This is a genomic window from Raoultibacter phocaeensis, from assembly GCF_901411515.1.
Classification (GTDB): domain Bacteria; phylum Actinomycetota; class Coriobacteriia; order Coriobacteriales; family Eggerthellaceae; genus Raoultibacter; species Raoultibacter phocaeensis.
This window is the reverse complement of sequence record NZ_CABDUX010000001.1, coordinates 203,712-220,029: the sequence shown is the minus strand read 5'-3', so window position 1 is coordinate 220,029 and position 16,318 is coordinate 203,712. Positions and strand designations below refer to the sequence as shown.

The following is a 16,318-nucleotide window of genomic DNA, read 5'->3' as shown; positions in this document are numbered from 1 at the left end:
CCATTCGTGGAGGACGCTTCACAGTCCGCTTACGCCCTTGCGTCGTACCCGTGTGCATGGTATCTTAACGATATGAAATCCTATTAGGATGGCTATCCGATTTAGTTTCACCGGGTTGGGACCAGCGGACGGCGAAACGGCGTCCGGCAGTGCTGCTGCATGCGCCCGCGACCCGGTAGTTGAGAGAAAGAAGCTGTCATGAGTACGGCGATACACGATACCATCGGCGAGCAGAAGCCGATGACGCGCAATACCATACAACGGGCGCTGGTGCTCGAAGCAGTTCAGGCGCTCCACGAGCATCCTACCTCGGCCGACGTGTACGAGGCGGTGCGGACGAAGCATCCGAACATCTCGCGGGCTACGGTGTACCGCAACCTCGGTGTTCTTGCCGAGCGAGGCGATGTCTTGCGGGTAGAAGTTGCGGGGGGAGCCGACCGCTATGATTTCTTCAACAAGCCGCATTACCATGCGCAGTGCAGCTGTTGCGGTCAGATATTCGACATCGACATGCCGTATCGGTTCGATCTTGCCGACGAAGTGACCGATGCACACGGGTTTAAGATCGAGGGGCACCACATCATGTTCGAAGGCTTGTGCCCGGCCTGCCAAAACGCTCAGCAGTAGGCAACGTTCGGAAGATTTCTTCCCTCAACCAAACGATATGCTATACACTGGTATATGACAGTCAAGGACCCCCCTCGGCGAAGTGTCGCTGGGGGGGGGTTCTATGCGAGGTTATATGTCAAATCCGTTCGATATTTTCGACGCGCTGTCCGAGTTGGTGTACGTAAGCGACGTTGCAACGTACGAGCTTTTGTACGTGAACGAATCAGCGGCCCGGATGATCGAAGGGCCCTGGCAAGGCCGAACCTGCTTCGAAGCGATCCAAGGCCTCGACGCGCCGTGCGAATTCTGCAACAACGGTGAACTCGGCGCATCGACGTGCGTTGCTTGGACGTGCTACAACAAGCAATCGGGAAGGCACTATTCGTTCAAAGACGGGCTCATCGACTGGAACGGTCGTGCGGCTCGGTTCGAAGTCGCGTTCGATGTGACCGAAGATGCCAGGCAGAAGGCCGTTCTGCAAAACCAGCTCGGGCTTGAAACGCTGCTCGTGGATTGCATCATGGAGTTTCGCCGTACATGTGGGATCGAGGTCGACCCCCTGCCTGCTCTCGAAAAGATCGGGCGGTTTTTCAAAGCCGGTCGCGTGTATATCGTCGAAATCGACGGCGAGCTGATGAGCAACACTTACGAATGGTGCAACGAGGGGGTCGACTCGCAGATAGAAGCATCGCAGGACGTTCCCGTTTCGTACATCGATCGGTGGATGGATTCGTTCAAGCAGCGCGATTGCGTGATCATTGAAGACGTCGAGCAGCTGAAGGGCACATCGCCGATCGAGTACGCCATCCTGAAACCTCAGGGGATCGCACGCCTCGTGGTCGCACCGATCTATGCGAACGAAGAGCTGTCAGGCTACATCGGCGTCGACGATCCCGAGCTAGAGCGGCTCGATTTGAGCACTTCTTTTTTCAAGACGGTGGGCATGTTCTTATCGATGGAGGTCGAACAGTCTGCCATCCGGGAAAAGCTCAGGCGTATGAGCTTCGAGGATTCCCTCACCGGGGTTTGGAACCGCAACCGCTTCATCGAGGATGTGCAGCGCTTCGACGAAGCGGGGCCCAAGGCGGGCTTCGGCGTCATGTACATCGACCTGAACGGCCTGAAGGACATCAACGACCGAGAGGGCCATGCGATCGGAGATCGCTCTCTTATCGACGCGGCGCGCATTCTCGACTCATCGTTTGAAAAGTCCGACGTCTATCGCCTTGGGGGAGACGAATTCGTCGTCGTTTCGCTCGAGGCCGACAAACATCAATTCGAACACCAGGTCGCCGAGGCTTCGACTCGGCTTAGCGCACGCTCGTGCCCTGCCGCGATCGGTACGTTTTACGCCGAGGAACCGTGCAGCGTCGACGATGCCGTCAAGTTCGCAGATACCCGGATGTACCAAGACAAGCGCCGATTCTACCGAGCCATGCCCGAGGCAAGCCGCCACCAAAGCATGTACGGGTTTTCCGACGCTGCAACGTAGCCGCGCACTCGTTTGAGCAAGCGACGAGTTTGCTTACGTCACCGCGTGCTGCAATGCGGTGACGTACGGCACGCAAGGTCGCCTCGCCTCAGCTTGGGATGATCGAGCCGCAATCGAGCAAGCGGTCGGCTTCTTCGCGCGAAACGGGTCGCGAGTACAGGTAACCCTGAGCAATGCTTCGGGGATCCATAGTCCGAATGAGCGCTGCATGATCGAGCGTCTCGATTCCTTCCACCACGATTTCGGTACCCAGGCGCTCGGCGATGGCGATGATGCCCTCGAGAATCGTCCTGCTGCGGGATTCGCTGCTCGTGCTGAGCAAGAACGACTGGTCGATTTTGAGTATGTCGACGGGAAGGTTCTGAAGCGCTCCGAGCGAGGAATAGCCGCTGCCGAAATCGTCGATGGCGATACGGAATCCGAGCTCCTTCAAACGACCGCACATGGATTCGGCGCGCGAGAGGTCTTCCATGACGATGCTTTCTGTCAATTCGAGTTCGAGCAGTTCGACCGGCACGTGGTGTTCATCGACAATGCGTTTGAGCGTTGAGGGGAAGCGGTCGTCAAGCAGATGGAGGCGCGAGAAGTTGCAGGCGATCGGCACCGTCGTGCTGCCTTGATCGATGCGGGCGCGCAGGTATGCGCACGCTTGCGCGAATATGGCGAGATCGACTTCCGTCACGAATCCGGTTCGCTCGAACAGGCCGATGAATTCGGCTGGACTGCGCATGCCTTCCCCCGGGATGATCCAACGCACCAGTGCTTCGAATCCGACGATGCGACCGGAGTCGATGGCCACCTTAGGTTGGTAATAGGCGACGAACTCCCCGTTGGCGAGCGCAGCCACCGCTTCGCTCTGCAAGGCGCGTTGGGCTATGTCGCGCTCTTTCATGTCGGCGGTGTAAAGGGCGATGGTGCTGTGCGGCGAATCGAGAATGCTTTCACGGGCGTAGCGCGCCTGATCGATGAGATCGGAGATGGAATCATCGTCGCGCTTCGACCCCGCTTCGGGCAAGGCGATGCCTCCGAACAGGAGAATGCGGTAGTTGTATGTTCGGAGTATCTCGAGGTCGTTCAAACAGGCATCGAGGCGATCGAAGCGTTTCGTGAAATCGGCCATACCATGCCAGCGCAGCAAAGCGACGAACTGGTCGGCGTTGATGCGCGCATGGCATTCGCCCTCTTGATCGAACTGGTCGAGCAAGCGGCTCAATGCCAGCAGCAGGCGGTCTCCTTCGGCGTAGCCGAACGCTGCGTTGAAGCTCTTGAACCGACTGATGTCGAAGAACAATATCGCAAAGGCGCCGGCATCGTCCTCGCCGATTGTTTTTGAGGCTTCGACTTGGAATCGGTTGAGGTTCCATCCGCCAGTGAGCGAATCGCTGTAGACGAGCTTTACGATGCGTTCGGCATTGCGGGACTTGCTGCGGTAGATGTAAACGAAGACGCCGATCGCGGCCAGCAGGAGCGCAACGAGGCCGCCGATGATCTGAAGCGGGTACTGGCGGACGATGTCGATGGGACTTGCGGGATGCGCGATGAGGGCCGTCTCCGTTATCCATCGCGTCATGGTCGTATCGGAGGTGAATTGGATGCAGCGGTCGAGGATGTCGACGAGCTGGGGGTCGGCGGATGCCGATACGCCAATCGACATGTTGTTGGTGTAGTCGGTAAGCGCGAGCAGACTGAGTGAATTGTACTGAGGCTCCGAGAGGAGGTAGTCGGCCACGTGGATATCGGCATAGGCGATGTCGGCTTTTCCCTCGAGGATCGCGTCGAAACACTGTTTCGGCGTTTTGTAGTAGACGGCCTCATGGCCCTGCGCTTCTTCGGCGATTTCGGCGGCGAGCGAGAATCCCTCGGGAAGCGCGATGCGGGTTCCCGTAGGATTGCCCCCGACGATTTTGGCCATGGTGTCCTTGAGGTAGGGTCCTGTGGTCAGAATCGTGCTTTTCGGCGAGAGCTCCACCGATTGGTCCACCGCATAGACGATATCGACCTCGCCCGATTCGGCGAGGTCGATGGCCGCGTTGTGGTCGTCGACGGGCACGTACTCGAAACGCAGGCCTGTGGTGCGCGCAATATCGGCGAACAGCATCGCGGCGACTCCGGTGAATTCGCCTGTTGTCGGATCGGTGTAGGAGAGCGGGGTTCTGAACGAGTCGTAGGCGACGGTGAGTACAGGTGCGCTTTCGATGTAAGCGTACTCCGAACGGGTGAAGACGGGATCTTGCTTCGTATTCATGCTGAAGTACGCTTTGTACAGCTCGGTGAAGTAATCGGGGTTGCGGATCAAGAGCCTGTCGGTCGCATCGTCGAACAGGGTTTTGAGATCGGCTTCATTCTGGGCGATGGCGATGTAGAGCGGTTCGGGCGAGAACTGCGCAACGGTTTTGAATTCGATGTTCGTGCCGAGATACGTAATCGCGATCGCATCGAGGATGCCCTGCTCGAGATCGCTTATGAGCAAGGGCGTATCGCTGTACGGAATGGTTTCGACCGATAGGTTGTGTTTCTCGCAGTAGTGTTCGAACGCTTCGGCGTCGAGGCTCTCGCCGATAACGCCGACTTTCATGTCCTGAAACGCCTCGTAGTCGTCGTAGGCGAACCGATCGTCGTCGATGCGCACGTTGATCGCCGTGTATATGCTGCACACCGGCGTCTTCGAGAACAGCATCTTTTTGTCGCGCTCGGCGGAGTGGTACACCGAGGGGAGAATGTCGACGTCGCCTTGCACGAGGGCATCGTAGGCGCGCTCCCAGGTTCCGTAGTCGACGTATTCGTAGTTCCAGCCCGCGTACAGGGCGATTTCTTCCAGGTAGTCGATGTTGAAGCCCGAGTATTCGTTGTTTGCGTTGCGGAGCATGTAGTCGCCGTCTTCGTAATAGGCGACAGTTACGGTTTCTCGGGGTGTCGGAACCTGATCGTCTGCGCGGGCATCGTCGGCGAGCGAACACGAAAGGCACACGAGGCACGCAAGCGCAAAGCCCGTTGCCAGGAGATGTCGAACGCACTGCTTGAGAAAGGAGGCTGTCTGTATGATGCCGTCTCGCTTCGCTCGTGTCGGGGCGCACGTCGCTTTGCGGCGCACGCGGAAAAACCGTTCAACTCATGATAATACAAGTTGTTATGTCATGGTATCGCAAGGTTGCGGAAGGCGGAAAGGGGTATCGCTGCAGAAGGATACGTCGTATAATGTTAGTTAAAAGGTAATAGTTAGAAACGAGTGCGCATGGATACAGCGACCGCCTCCGTGTTGACCGTGAAGCAGCGGTTTCTCGGCAGATGCTTACGTGCTTTTCTTGCGATAACCCTAGCGGTCGGGATGGTGCCTTCCGCATTTGCGTTCGCCGATACCGAGCAAGGCGAAGCGGCTAGCGTGGACGACGGTGGCTTTACGGACGTCGAAGCGTCTGAAAGCGACGACCTGAGCCTTGAGCTCCTCGAGAGCACCGAGCTGTTGGAAACCGCACCGCTTCGCAGCGATGCAGTTGTTCGAGCGAACCTCGTGCTGCTCGTGAAGTTCAAGGGCGATACCGAGGGCGATCTAGGTACGACGGGTGCCGATGCCGGGTTCAACGGCCAGTATACCTACAACGGCTTGCGTACCCGGTGGGAATACTTGCAGGCGCGGATCGATTCCGATACGAGATCTCAGCACCAAGCTCCGCCGTTTCGGTACTCCATTCGAACCTTCTCGAACGGTGCCTACGATGTGAAAAGCTATTTTCCCCAAACGAACGAGTCTGACGGTACGGTGAACTACATCGAGCTCGATAACGAGGCGTCGTACTACGTGGACAAGGACGACACGATGATCTCGGAAGCGCTCGAAAAATTCAACAAGGCCAACCCGGGTTTCGATGCCTCGGCGCTCGATGTCGACAAGGACGGCTTTGTCGACAACCTGCTGCTCATTCCCGCCGTCGAGGCAAGCGGTACGTTCACCTCCCATAAGTCGATAAGCGACATGAAGCCCTCGGTTGGCGCGGGGGGAGGTAAGCAGGTTTCTCTCTACAACATCATCGAAGCGCACACCGAGCAAAACGGGCTTGTGATGGACACCTTCAAGGAAGGTACGGCCGTGCACGAGTACCTGCACACCTTGAATGCGCGCGACTACTATCGATCCAGCGATACGCCGGGAGCCGATGTGCCGGTGGGCATCTGGGACGTTATGGCGGTTTCGGTCATGCACTCGTGGCCGTTGGCGCTCACGAGGCAGACCGCTGGCTGGTGCTCGATCCCCGAGGTGGCTGCCGAGGGAACCTACACCCTACATACTGCGGCCGAAGTTGGATCTCCCGAGGGACAGGCGGCGGACAAAAAGCAGGCGGTCATCGTCAAGACACCCGCTTCGGCATCCGAATACTTCGTCATCGAATACCGTCGGAAATCAAGCGAGAATTTCAGCTTCGATTCGAAAATCGGCGGGTCGGGGGCCATCGTGTACCGCGTGAACGAACGCTACGCCGAAGAGGGGAATATCACTTCGAGCGGCGATTACGTGTACGTGTTCCGCGAAGGTGAAACCGGCATGGCGAACGGGCGCCCGAACGGCGCAGGCGACGTTACTCATGCCCAGGTGAGTACGGTGGCGTACGCGGCAGGCAACCGAACCGCCGTTGGAACGACCGACATGGCGAAGGGCTTGGCCGATGGGGCGATCTGCTATTCCGACGGGCAGAACTCGGGGCTTGTGGTGGAGGCAATCGATCAGACGGACGACTCCATCACGATCAAAGTGAGCCACGCCGATTGGTCGGGCGGCGAGTACTGGCAGGAAACCGTTGACGTATCGAGCGGCACGGTGCCGTTCGGCGCGGTACACAACCCTGCGGTCGCTACGGCAACCGACGGCGTGAACGTGTACATGGTTGCGGAAGATCAGCAGGAAGGCCGCAGTCGCGTGTGGAAGTACGATACCGCCGCCGCAACGTGGACGCAATGCGGACAAGAGCTTGTCGGGCTGAGCGGTGTTTCCCTTACCTGGTTCGGGGGATCGCTTTTCGCAGTCGGTAGTGCTGAGGCTGCGAAAACGGTGCAGCTGAGACGTTTCGACGGCGGTTCGTGGGTCGAGGTGGCGAGCACGCCTGCGACTGCCACGAGGGCTTCCTATCCAGGGGTGACAGTATCGGGGGACGCGCTGTACGTGCTTGCGGATAGCGGAGGCGAGCACACCAAAGTGTACAGGTTTGTGGGCGCGTCCCTCATCCAGCAGGGCGGCGAGGTGCTCAGCGGAGCCGCTATGAACTCCGTCGTGTTCGATCTTGGAGGTAATCCTGCGGTTGTGCTGGCAAACACCGGTTCTTCACAATGGGAAACGGGCGTCTACAGCGAGGTCGGCGGAACATGGGCTAAGACCGCTACGATTGGGCAGAGCGCCGCATCGGTGCTCAGCGTTGCATCGTCGGGCGATGGTGCGTATGCGTTCGCCCACCAATCGACGGCGGACGGGAGCAAGGCCTATCTCGCGACGCTCGGCGCGAACGGATCGCTTTCGGCCGTCGAGGAGCTTGCCGGGGAAGCCGCCTCGGTTGCCGCCTTGTCGGGCAGCCTTGCAACCGATGGAAGCCATCTCTACCTTTCGGGCGCTAACGGCAGCGGCGCGGTAGCCGCCTGCGCGGCACCGGTGAGCAATCCGAGCCAGATGGCTCCATTCGGCAGCCAGGTGTACCGAAGCGGCCTCGGTGTTTCGAGCGTTATCGCCAGCGGTACGGTATATTGCGCGGTTGCCGATGCGAACGGCAGCTCGGTCGCAGTTCGCATGCGCGACGCCTTGCCTGGGGCCGTCGTTCCCGATCCCGGCCCGGATCCCGATCCGAACCCCGATCCCAATCCAATCCCTAATCCGGACCCCACGCCGGACCCCAACCCCAACCCCAATCCCAATCCCACGCCTCCGCCGGCGCAGAAGGCGGAAACGGAGCTCTCCGGCACGACCCGCATCGGTACGGCTATCGCAATCGCCCGTACCACGTATTCAAGCGAGAAGCCGAAGGGCATCATCGTCGCGCGGTCCGATAACTTTCCCGATGCGCTGGCCGCTTCGACGCTTTCGGGCGCTCAAGGCTATCCCATTCTGCTCAACCCGACCGGATGGCTCGATCCCGAGGTGCGGGCGTACGCAAGCGGTCTGCGCGATTCAATTCGTGAGGTCATTCTGATCGGCGATGCGAACGCGCTGTCTAAAACCGGTGTTGAGGCGCAGCTGAAAAAGCTCCTGCCGTCCGCTTCGGTGAAAAGGATAGGGGGAGTAGACCGCATTCAAACCGCCGCGTTGATTCGAAGCGAAGCGAAGCGCGCAGGTGCTGCGGGCAGAACGGCTGTGATCGCCCGGTCCGACAACTTCCCCGATGCGCTGTCCATTTCGCCGTACTGCGCCGCAACGGGCGCGTTGCTCTATCTCGTGAAACCCGGATCGTCTCTCGATGCGCAAACCGTGCGGGAGCTTACCGGTTTCGACCAGGTGCTCATCGTGGGCGATTCCCATGCGGTGTCGTCGAAGGTCGAGGCGGCGCTCAAGGCGAAGGCGGTGAAGGTCAAACGACTTGCAGGCGGCGTCGGCAACGGATATGACAAGAGCCGCTACGGCACTTCGGCGGCGATAGCCGATTGGGTCGTCAAGGAGTCCGGTTCGGGGTTCGGCTACAGCGGGGTCGTGTTCGCCACCGGCAAGAACTTCCCCGACGCGCTTGCCGGTGGGCCGCTCTGCGGCAAGCTCCGCTATCCTATTGTCTTGGTCGATGCAGGCGCTTATTCGGCGGTGGATGCGGTGGCTGCAAGCGGAAAGCCGAACGCGCTGTACTGGCTCGGCTCCGCCTATACGCTTTCGACAAGTGTGAGGAAGAACATCAAAGCAATACTGAAATACTGACGAATGGGGTGTTCGAGGCGCCTTCCCGCTTGGATGACGCCCGTGGTTTTCGGCGAATCCGGCTTGCTTCGGGCCGTCTTCCGCGCGATTTGTGAAATACCGCCGTGCGAGGCGAATCGTTACCGAAGTCGGAAATCCCGTATGCTATACTAATTCAGCTTGTATCGAAGACGCGATGCAGGCGTGAAAACTGTAGGCCCCCGAGACATGTTTGTAGCACGGTGACAAGCCAAGCTTCATTGCATAAGCGAACATGGTGAATGTAGCAAGCAATCATGACGAAGGGTCCCCGATTTTAGGTTTGAAAGGGGTCCGTTTTGACCGAAATTAAGAACACGTCCGTTATCGAGTTCGACGACATCTCCGATGATCAGATGAACCAGATGATCGATGGCACGCTGACCGAGTTCGACGAGGGCGATCTGGTCGGTGGTACGGTCGTAAAGATCGAGCACGACGAGGTGCTCGTCGACATTGGGTTCAAGAGCGAGGGCGTCATTCCTTCCCGCGAACTCTCCATTCGCAAAGATGCCGATCCTTCCGACATCGTGAGCCTCGGCGACGAGATCGAAGCGCTCGTGTTGCAGAAGGAAGACAAAGACGGACGTCTTATCCTTTCCAAGAAGCGTGCCGAGTACGAGCGCGCATGGATTCAGGTCGAAGATAAGTTCAAGGCTGGCGAAGTGGTTACCGGCGAGGTCATCGAAGTCGTCAAGGGCGGCCTTATCCTCGACATCGGCCTGCGCGGCTTTTTGCCGGCATCGCTTGTCGACCTTCGCCGCGTGAAGGATCTCGACATGTACCTCGGCACCGAGATCGAGGCTCGCGTCATCGAGATGGACCGCAACCGCAACAACGTCGTGCTGTCCCGCCGCGTGCTTTTGGAGGAGGGCCGCAAGAACGAGCGCGCCGAGATCCTCGAGAAGCTCACGAAGGGCATGCGCCTCAAGGGCACTGTTTCCTCGATCGTCGACTTCGGCGCATTCGTCGACCTCGGCGGAATCGACGGCCTCGTGCACATCTCCGAGCTTTCGTGGAACCACGTCAACCATCCCTCCGAAGTCGTCAAAGTGGGCGACGAGGTGGAGGTCGAGGTGCTCGACGTCGATCTGCAACGCGAGCGCATTTCGCTCGGCCTCAAGCAGACCACCGAGGATCCGTGGATCAAGCTCGTCGAAGCCTATCCGCTCGGCACCATCGTCGACGGCAAGGTTACGAAGATCGTTCCGTTCGGCGCGTTCGTGGAACTCGGCGAGAACGTCGAAGGCCTCGTGCACATCTCCGAAATGTCGCTGAAGCACATCGATTCGCCCGCTCAGGTCGTGCATGCCGGCGACGAGGTCAAGGTCAAGGTCATGGAGATCAACCCCGAGCGTCGTCGCATTTCCCTGTCGATGAAGGCCGCTGCCGAAGAGCTCGGTTTCGAGATCGAAGTCGACGAGAGCGTCGTTGTGGAGGAGAAGCCGGCCAAGAAGAAGGCCGAGAAGCCTGCGGAGGAAGCTCCCAAGGCCGAGGCCGAAGCTGAGGCAGAAGCTCCGGCTGCCGAGTAGCTTTCAGATACATTAGCAAAACACGAGAAGGGCGCCTGCGGGTGCCCTTCTTCTTTGCGATAAAGATGGCCCGACGTGTGGGGCGGGTCGCGGAGGGAGGCGAGCGGACGCGAGCGATCCCGCGGAAGCTCCTTCGTTCGTCAGCCGTTGACCGGCGCCTTCTTAACAAGCAGACGCTTTTCGTTGGCGCGCTGTTCGATGAGCGTGATGATCTCCTGTTGGGAATGGACGTCGAGCTTCTTGTACAGGTGATAACAATGGGTCTTCACCGTGTGCGACGATATGAACAGGGCATCGTGGATGTAGTCGGTATCCCTTCCCCGCGAGAGCAGTTCGAGGACTTCGGTTTCGCGCGGCGAGAGATCGGCTTCTTCTGCGATCTCGAGAATGCTCTGCTTCCAGTAATTCTTGCGGTCGTCTTCGATCCGGCTTGCCGTGTAATCGGGCCAGCGGACGAACGTGAGTATGACGACGAGAAGAAACACGCAGCTCAAACATGCCGTGGTAAAGACAGCATCTCCGAAATCGCTTGCAAGAAGCACGATCGAGCCTACCACCCAGCCGATGACTACCCCGATGGCGTTGGCGAACCTTCCCAGGACAAAGTACTTGGCAGGACTCAGCGATTCGGCCCGGATAATGCTTGCGAGCGCACTGAAACTGAGCATGTCGTAGCAGGTGAAGCCGAAGATCAGAAGCGAGCAGCATACGATGCGCCAAAACGTGTCGAGAAACGGGAGGGGCAGCAAAATGGCGGCGATGCAGGAGAGCAGCACGCGTGACATGGTGGCAAGCCCGAGATGTCGGTTGATAACCGTACAGTACACAAGCAGGAAAACGCCGGGAAGCCCAAGCGCTATCCAGACGAAACCCTGTCCTTGGTTGTGAAGCGAAAACGATACGCCGATGCACAGGGCAAGTCCGAATACGACCGAGAAGAAGAACAGTTCGAGCGAAAGCTGCTTGAACGCCCGCGAAGCGCCGGAGGTGCGGGTTTGGCGCGCATCGTCTTCCGGGGAAGCGCAGAGTTTCGGTGCTGCCCAAAGTAAGGCACCCGTGCAGCAGGCGAGCGCTGCGATGGCGATGATGGCTGCAACGCCCTGCATGTTCGCGACAGCAAGGTACAGGATGCCAGCGAGAATCGTACCGACGGCAACCGCAAGCGGGAGGCTGTCTCCGTCGATACGGGTGATGAGCGTGCCGAGCTGCACGAGTGCGGCGGCAGTTCCGCATCCCATGAGCAGCCACAGCGCGATCGCGGACAAAGGCCATGGCCCGAATCCCGAGACGAGGGTGACGAGTGCGGGAATGCAGGCGGCAAGCCCGCAGGTGAGGGGAAGCAGCTTCAAGGCGATGCGTCTGTTGCCGTGCGCAAACCAGGCATGGGTTCGGTACGCGAGAAAAAGAAACAGCGCCGCTCCGGCGAGGCCCGCTCCCTTGAGCAGCAAATCGGGTGCGTCGGTTCCGACGAGCGGAATCATGAGGATGTCGGTAAAGTACGTCGAGAATATCCAGGCCCAGTACAGAGCAACAGCAAGAAAACCCGCTAAGAACTTCGGCGTAAAATACAACGGCGCATCTCCGGATCTCGCCCCCGCCTGCTCTTCGCGAGCCACCGCGTCGCGATTATCTCGCGCTTCGTTTCGGCTGCTGTCGTTTTCTGCCACGCGACCCCCTGAGTACGTTCGTCCGACTCCTTTATGATACTACCGAATGGTTTCGAGACGGTCTTTTCGCACGCGGATGTACCGAAATCTCAAAGAATCGGGAGTATCGTTGACGCCGAACAAGGAGACTCGGACACCCGAACCTCCTTGTTCGAACCATGTCGACAAGCGCTATGGTTTGCCGCTTCGACGGGCGGAGTCTGCTTGTTTGAGGCCAGCGCCGCAGGCTTTGCATCGGACGGAGGTCGGTCCGTTCAGATGCCCGCATGCTGTGCAATAACCCGGAACCGATTCGACTCCCGCTTGCGGGCGTGCAGGCTTTTTACCGCAGCGTCCGCAATTCATGCATGCATACCCGCACATCGAATCTTCCTTCCGTATAGGGTCGGTAGTGATCGCGACGCTTACAGCTTGTTTTTCTTGCAATAGATCCATCCAGCGGCTACGCCGAGCAGGATAAGGGCAGCGAATATGCCGAGTACGAGCGCGACCATGCTCCAATCGCCCATGAGGGCCAACGTAGTAGCGCCGAACACCGCATCTCCCGCGCCGACGGCCATGATGAGCATGCCTGCGGTGTTGAACGAGAGGAGCGCTCCCATGATGCCGAATGCGGAGAGCAGGCCGCCGAGCCCCAAGCCGAAGATGAGCAACTTGGGCGGTTCGAGCTTGGTTGCCATCATGATGGCTTGGAACACCAGACAGGTTGTTCCGCCGATCAGAAACGCATTGATGAATTCCATAGCTGCTCCTAACCGATGAAGAATGCGATGACGGCGATGATGACGACGATGAGCGAACCTGCGCCGAGTACCCAGGCCGCAAGCTTGGCCCCGGCGAGCATCGAGGTGGCCATGGGCGCCCCGCCTTCCTTTGCGCGCACGACGCACCCTGCGACTGCTGCCGCGAGCCCCGAGAACGGCAGCGCCGCTCCGAAGCCGCCTACCTGCTCGATTTTCTGGTAGATCCCGAAGACGAACAGAATCGCGCCGACGAGCCCGACGCCAACGAGCGTTGCCGCGGCAAGGAAAAAGGAGTCGGGCCCTAAAACGGCAACGGCAAGGCTCATGAATGCCTGACCGACCATTGCGAGGATTCCTCCGACGACGAACGAACCCAGCAAGGCTTTGAGCGAGTCCATCTGCATACCCCCAATCATAGGGCTGCGGCGGTCGAGAAAGCCAGGGCCGCCGCAGCGAGGCGAAAATCGTTACGGTACGATGAGCAGCTGCTGAGGCTTCTTCTCAAGCTCCGCCGCCAGCTCTGCGACCGGTCCGTAGGTGAGGCATCGAGCCTGACAGTGGGCTACGCATGCGGGAAGCTTATCCTTCTCGGTGCGCTCCTGGCACAGATTGCATTCCTTGCTGAACAACGGAATGTTCGCGTGCTGCCACTCCTTGCCTTCGATCTGCCACGGACCGAGCTCGAACAGTTTCGCACCGAAGCGGTCGGTCGGCAGTCCGTGTTCCATCTGGCAGGCGACTTCGCAGGTATGGCATCCGGAGCACCATTCGTAATCAACCAGTATTCCATAGCGGGCCATGGCTATTCCCCTTCCTCGATTTTGTAAACCTTGCAGAGTAGCGTCTTGTAATTGCATCCGAATCCGGCTTTGCCGGGAATGTACTGGAACAGGTTGTTCACGTTCAGATCCCTCACGTCGAACAGGTTCTCGGGATCCGCTTCGGGATACCACCAGCCGTGGTCGGTCGAGACGGTCATCTCGTTGACGATGGGCGTGACCTCGAGGCGCCTCTTGCAGCGCCCGCGGGCGTTTTCGACCCAGACCCAATCTTTGTCCTCGAGTCCGAAGCGGGCGGCGGTTGCCGGGTTCATCTGCACGATGGGGTCGGGATGGACGGCACGCAGATGCGGCACTTGGCGGTTCTCGGAATGGAAGAGCGTGAAGTTGCGGGCGCCGGTGGTGAGCACAAGCGGATACTCGTCGAGCAGTTCGGGCGTTGCGGTCGGGCCGGGGGTGGGTTCTTCGAAGTAGGGCAGCGGATCGAGGCCCGCGTTGTTGTAGAAGTTGCTCCACAGTTCGATGCGGCCGGACGGCGTGTCGAAACCGGGTTGCCCGTCGGCGCGAAGCAGTCCCTTTTCGTACTTATGGTATTCGAAGGGGATATAAGCCGGGGCGTTTTCCTGCAGCTCGTGGAAGTCCATGCCGACGCCCGCATCTTTAAGGATGAAGGAGAACATCTCGTCGACATCGTCCCACGGCCATGCGTCGGGGTTCAGGCGCTTGCCGAGTTCGAGATTGATCTCCATGTCCGATTTGCACTCGCCGATCTGCGTTACTTTGTTGATGACCTCGCCACGCTGGACGCCGTCGCCCACGCGCAGACCGTCGCGTTCAGGATAGGTGCAGGCGGGAAGCACGATATCGGCCAGAGCCATAGCGGTCGGCGTCATGAACAGGTCGGTGACGACGATGAAGTCGAGCTTCTGCCACGCAGCCATGGTGCGTTCGGTATCGGGGGCGGTGCAGGCGAGGAAGTTCGTGGTTTGCAGCCAAGCGGCTTTCATCTCGTAGGGCTGGCCGGTCTCAAACGTTTTGATCATCTCGTCGGTCGATGCCACTTGGAACCCGAAGTTCAGAAGCGCGTACTTGTCGAGACCGATGCGTTTCTTGGCGATTTCGGGGTCGAGCAGCTCGTTGCCCCAGCCGCCAGCATAGTACAGGATGGAGGGCGGGGCGATCATGCCGCCCGGGTTGTCGATGTTACCGGTGATCTCGAACAGCGCCGAGATTGCCTGGCAGGCGGGCAGCGCTTCTTTCGTAGTATCGATGGCGAGGCCCCACTGCATGATGGCGTTTTCAGCGTTCGCAAACGTGCGTGCTGCTCCGATGATCTCATCGGCGGGAACCCAGGTGATCTCCTCGACTTTCTCGGGCGTGAACTCGGCAACGCGCTCTTTCAACTCATCGAAGCCGTAGCACCAGCGATCGACGAAATCATGGTCGTAGATATCTTCGTTCATGATCACGTTGAGCATGCCCATGGCAAGCGCAGCGTCGGTTCCCGGGCGCAGCTGGCAGAAGTGCTCGGCTTTGCTTGAGAGCCACGTGCGGCGCGGATCGACGGTGATGATCTTCGACCCCATCTTCATACAGTCGACGATCCAGTGGCCGTAGAGCCCGTCCGAATTCGAGACGATGGGGTTGTTGCCCCAGAGCATAATGACCTCGGGAAGCTTCCAACGCGGATCCTCGTAGCGCTGGGCGAACTGCTGCGAGTAGTCGCCGAGCCAGAACGCGCCGGTGGTGGCGAAGCAGCCGGCTACGCGGGGGAGGTAGCACGACATGCCGCTCATGCCGAACAGGTAGTTGGGGCTTCCGTACGACCAGGCAAGCCGCGTGATCCAGGCGGCGATGTCGCGGCCGGTGCCCTGGTAGAACGCAACGCGCTCGGGACCGAACTCTTCGCGGATCTCGATGAACTTTTTGGCGATGGTGTCGAACGCCTCATCCCAGCTGATGCGCTCCCACGTATTCTTGCCGCGGTCTGCGCGGGCGCGTTTTAGGGGATACTTCAGGCGGTCGTCGTGATTGGTGCATTCAGGTAGGGCGAGGCACCGCGGACAGAGGCGTCCTTCGTTGAAGGGGTTTTCGGGGTCGCCCTCGACCTTGACGAGCGTATCGTTCTCGTCGGTGTAGAGCAAAACGCCGCAGCCGATATGGCATCCCGGACCCGTCCAAGCGCTGCCGCGCGTAACCTTGAGGCCGTCTTCCTCGTGTTGCCATGGTTTTTCATGCGCTACGAGCTCAAAGCCTTTGTCTTCCATGTTCCCACATCCTCTCGTCTCACGTGCCGTGTGCGATGCATGCGGACGGCTGTTGCGTTTGCCTCGGTTGGCCGATCCCCATGCGGGCTTGGGTGCATCATGGATGCGGACGGGATGCGGCGCAATCAAACGGAACGGGTCATTGTGGGAAAAACCGCGAATGCAGGCTCATACCAGCGATGTGATTCGTCGGTAAGACGGGGTGGGTGAGGGTTGTTTTGCCTGATGGAGATAGTGCTCCGGCAAGGTTGGCAGCGTGCCTTGCGGTGATGCGGAAACGATCGAGTGCCCACGCACGCGGACACATCGAGTACTGACGGATGCCGAAGGTTCG

10 protein-coding genes are annotated in these 16,318 nt (G+C 59.3%); 4 read left to right on the top strand and 6 right to left on the bottom strand.

Annotation, left to right across the window (positions count from 1 at the left end; all coding sequences use genetic code 11):
• Window positions 1-198 precede the first annotated feature (198 nt).
• A complete protein-coding gene (locus FJE54_RS00935) occupies window positions 199-627 on the top strand; it encodes a Fur family transcriptional regulator (protein ID WP_218971881.1) in 429 nt (142 codons plus the stop codon).
• Between the two features lie 115 nt (window positions 628-742).
• Entirely contained in the window at window positions 743-2,101 is a 1,359-nt protein-coding gene (locus FJE54_RS00930; protein ID WP_180326482.1) for a sensor domain-containing diguanylate cyclase, read from the top strand.
• An 88-nt stretch (window positions 2,102-2,189) separates the two neighbouring features.
• On the opposite strand, the gene FJE54_RS00925 is transcribed toward FJE54_RS00930, so the two are convergent.
• Window positions 2,190-5,192: an EAL domain-containing protein gene (locus tag FJE54_RS00925; protein ID WP_255467147.1), complete on the bottom strand. Its 3,003-nt coding sequence runs from the start codon at window positions 5,190-5,192 to the stop codon at window positions 2,190-2,192.
• Between the two features lie 141 nt (window positions 5,193-5,333).
• Here FJE54_RS00925 and FJE54_RS00920 point away from each other — a divergent pair, with 141 nt between their 5' ends.
• Together FJE54_RS00920 and rpsA are read left to right on the top strand one after the other, a co-directional pair.
• Window positions 5,334-8,978, top strand: a complete 3,645-nt coding sequence (locus FJE54_RS00920; RefSeq protein ID WP_139650671.1) for a cell wall-binding repeat-containing protein — start codon at window positions 5,334-5,336, stop codon at window positions 8,976-8,978.
• 317 nt (window positions 8,979-9,295) lie between these two features.
• Window positions 9,296-10,528, top strand: coding sequence for a 30S ribosomal protein S1 (rpsA, locus tag FJE54_RS00915; protein ID WP_139650670.1), 1,233 nt, complete (start codon window positions 9,296-9,298; stop codon window positions 10,526-10,528).
• 140 nt (window positions 10,529-10,668) lie between these two features.
• Here rpsA and FJE54_RS00910 read toward each other — a convergent pair whose 3' ends face one another.
• The 5 genes from FJE54_RS00910 to FJE54_RS00890 all read right to left on the bottom strand — a co-directional run bounded on the left by FJE54_RS00910 (window position 10,669) and on the right by FJE54_RS00890 (window position 15,984).
• Window positions 10,669-12,195 (bottom strand): helix-turn-helix transcriptional regulator, encoded by a 1,527-nt coding sequence (locus FJE54_RS00910; protein ID WP_139650669.1) that lies wholly within the window; start codon window positions 12,193-12,195, stop codon window positions 10,669-10,671.
• Between the two features lie 404 nt (window positions 12,196-12,599).
• Window positions 12,600-12,938 carry a SpoVA/SpoVAEb family sporulation membrane protein gene (locus FJE54_RS00905; protein WP_139650668.1) on the bottom strand — a complete coding sequence of 113 codons (339 nt, stop codon included), beginning with the start codon at window positions 12,936-12,938 and terminating at the stop codon, window positions 12,600-12,602.
• 8 nt (window positions 12,939-12,946) lie between these two features.
• A complete protein-coding gene (locus FJE54_RS00900) occupies window positions 12,947-13,336 on the bottom strand; it encodes a SpoVA/SpoVAEb family sporulation membrane protein (RefSeq protein WP_180326481.1) in 390 nt (129 codons plus the stop codon).
• A 69-nt stretch (window positions 13,337-13,405) separates the two neighbouring features.
• Window positions 13,406-13,738: a 4Fe-4S dicluster domain-containing protein gene (locus FJE54_RS00895; RefSeq protein ID WP_139650666.1), complete on the bottom strand. Its 333-nt coding sequence runs from the start codon at window positions 13,736-13,738 to the stop codon at window positions 13,406-13,408.
• A 2-nt stretch (window positions 13,739-13,740) separates the two neighbouring features.
• Window positions 13,741-15,984 (bottom strand): molybdopterin-dependent oxidoreductase, encoded by a 2,244-nt coding sequence (locus FJE54_RS00890; protein WP_139650665.1) that lies wholly within the window; start codon window positions 15,982-15,984, stop codon window positions 13,741-13,743.
• Between the last annotated feature and the right edge of the window lie 334 nt (window positions 15,985-16,318).

What these genes read in the sequence shown, in the direction of transcription:
- FJE54_RS00930 (WP_180326482.1), top strand. Translation starts at nt 743, where the DNA reads ATGTCAAATCCGTTCGATATTTTCGACGCGCTGTCCGAGTTGGTGTAC.
- FJE54_RS00895 (WP_139650666.1), bottom strand. Translation starts at nt 13,738, where the DNA reads ATGGCCCGCTATGGAATACTGGTTGATTACGAATGGTGCTCCGGATGC.
- FJE54_RS00935 (WP_218971881.1), top strand. Translation starts at nt 199, where the DNA reads ATGAGTACGGCGATACACGATACCATCGGCGAGCAGAAGCCGATGACG.
- FJE54_RS00920 (WP_139650671.1), top strand. Translation starts at nt 5,334, where the DNA reads ATGGATACAGCGACCGCCTCCGTGTTGACCGTGAAGCAGCGGTTTCTC.
- FJE54_RS00890 (WP_139650665.1), bottom strand. Translation starts at nt 15,984, where the DNA reads ATGGAAGACAAAGGCTTTGAGCTCGTAGCGCATGAAAAACCATGGCAA.
- FJE54_RS00900 (WP_180326481.1), bottom strand. Translation starts at nt 13,336, where the DNA reads ATGGACTCGCTCAAAGCCTTGCTGGGTTCGTTCGTCGTCGGAGGAATC.
- FJE54_RS00905 (WP_139650668.1), bottom strand. Translation starts at nt 12,938, where the DNA reads ATGGAATTCATCAATGCGTTTCTGATCGGCGGAACAACCTGTCTGGTG.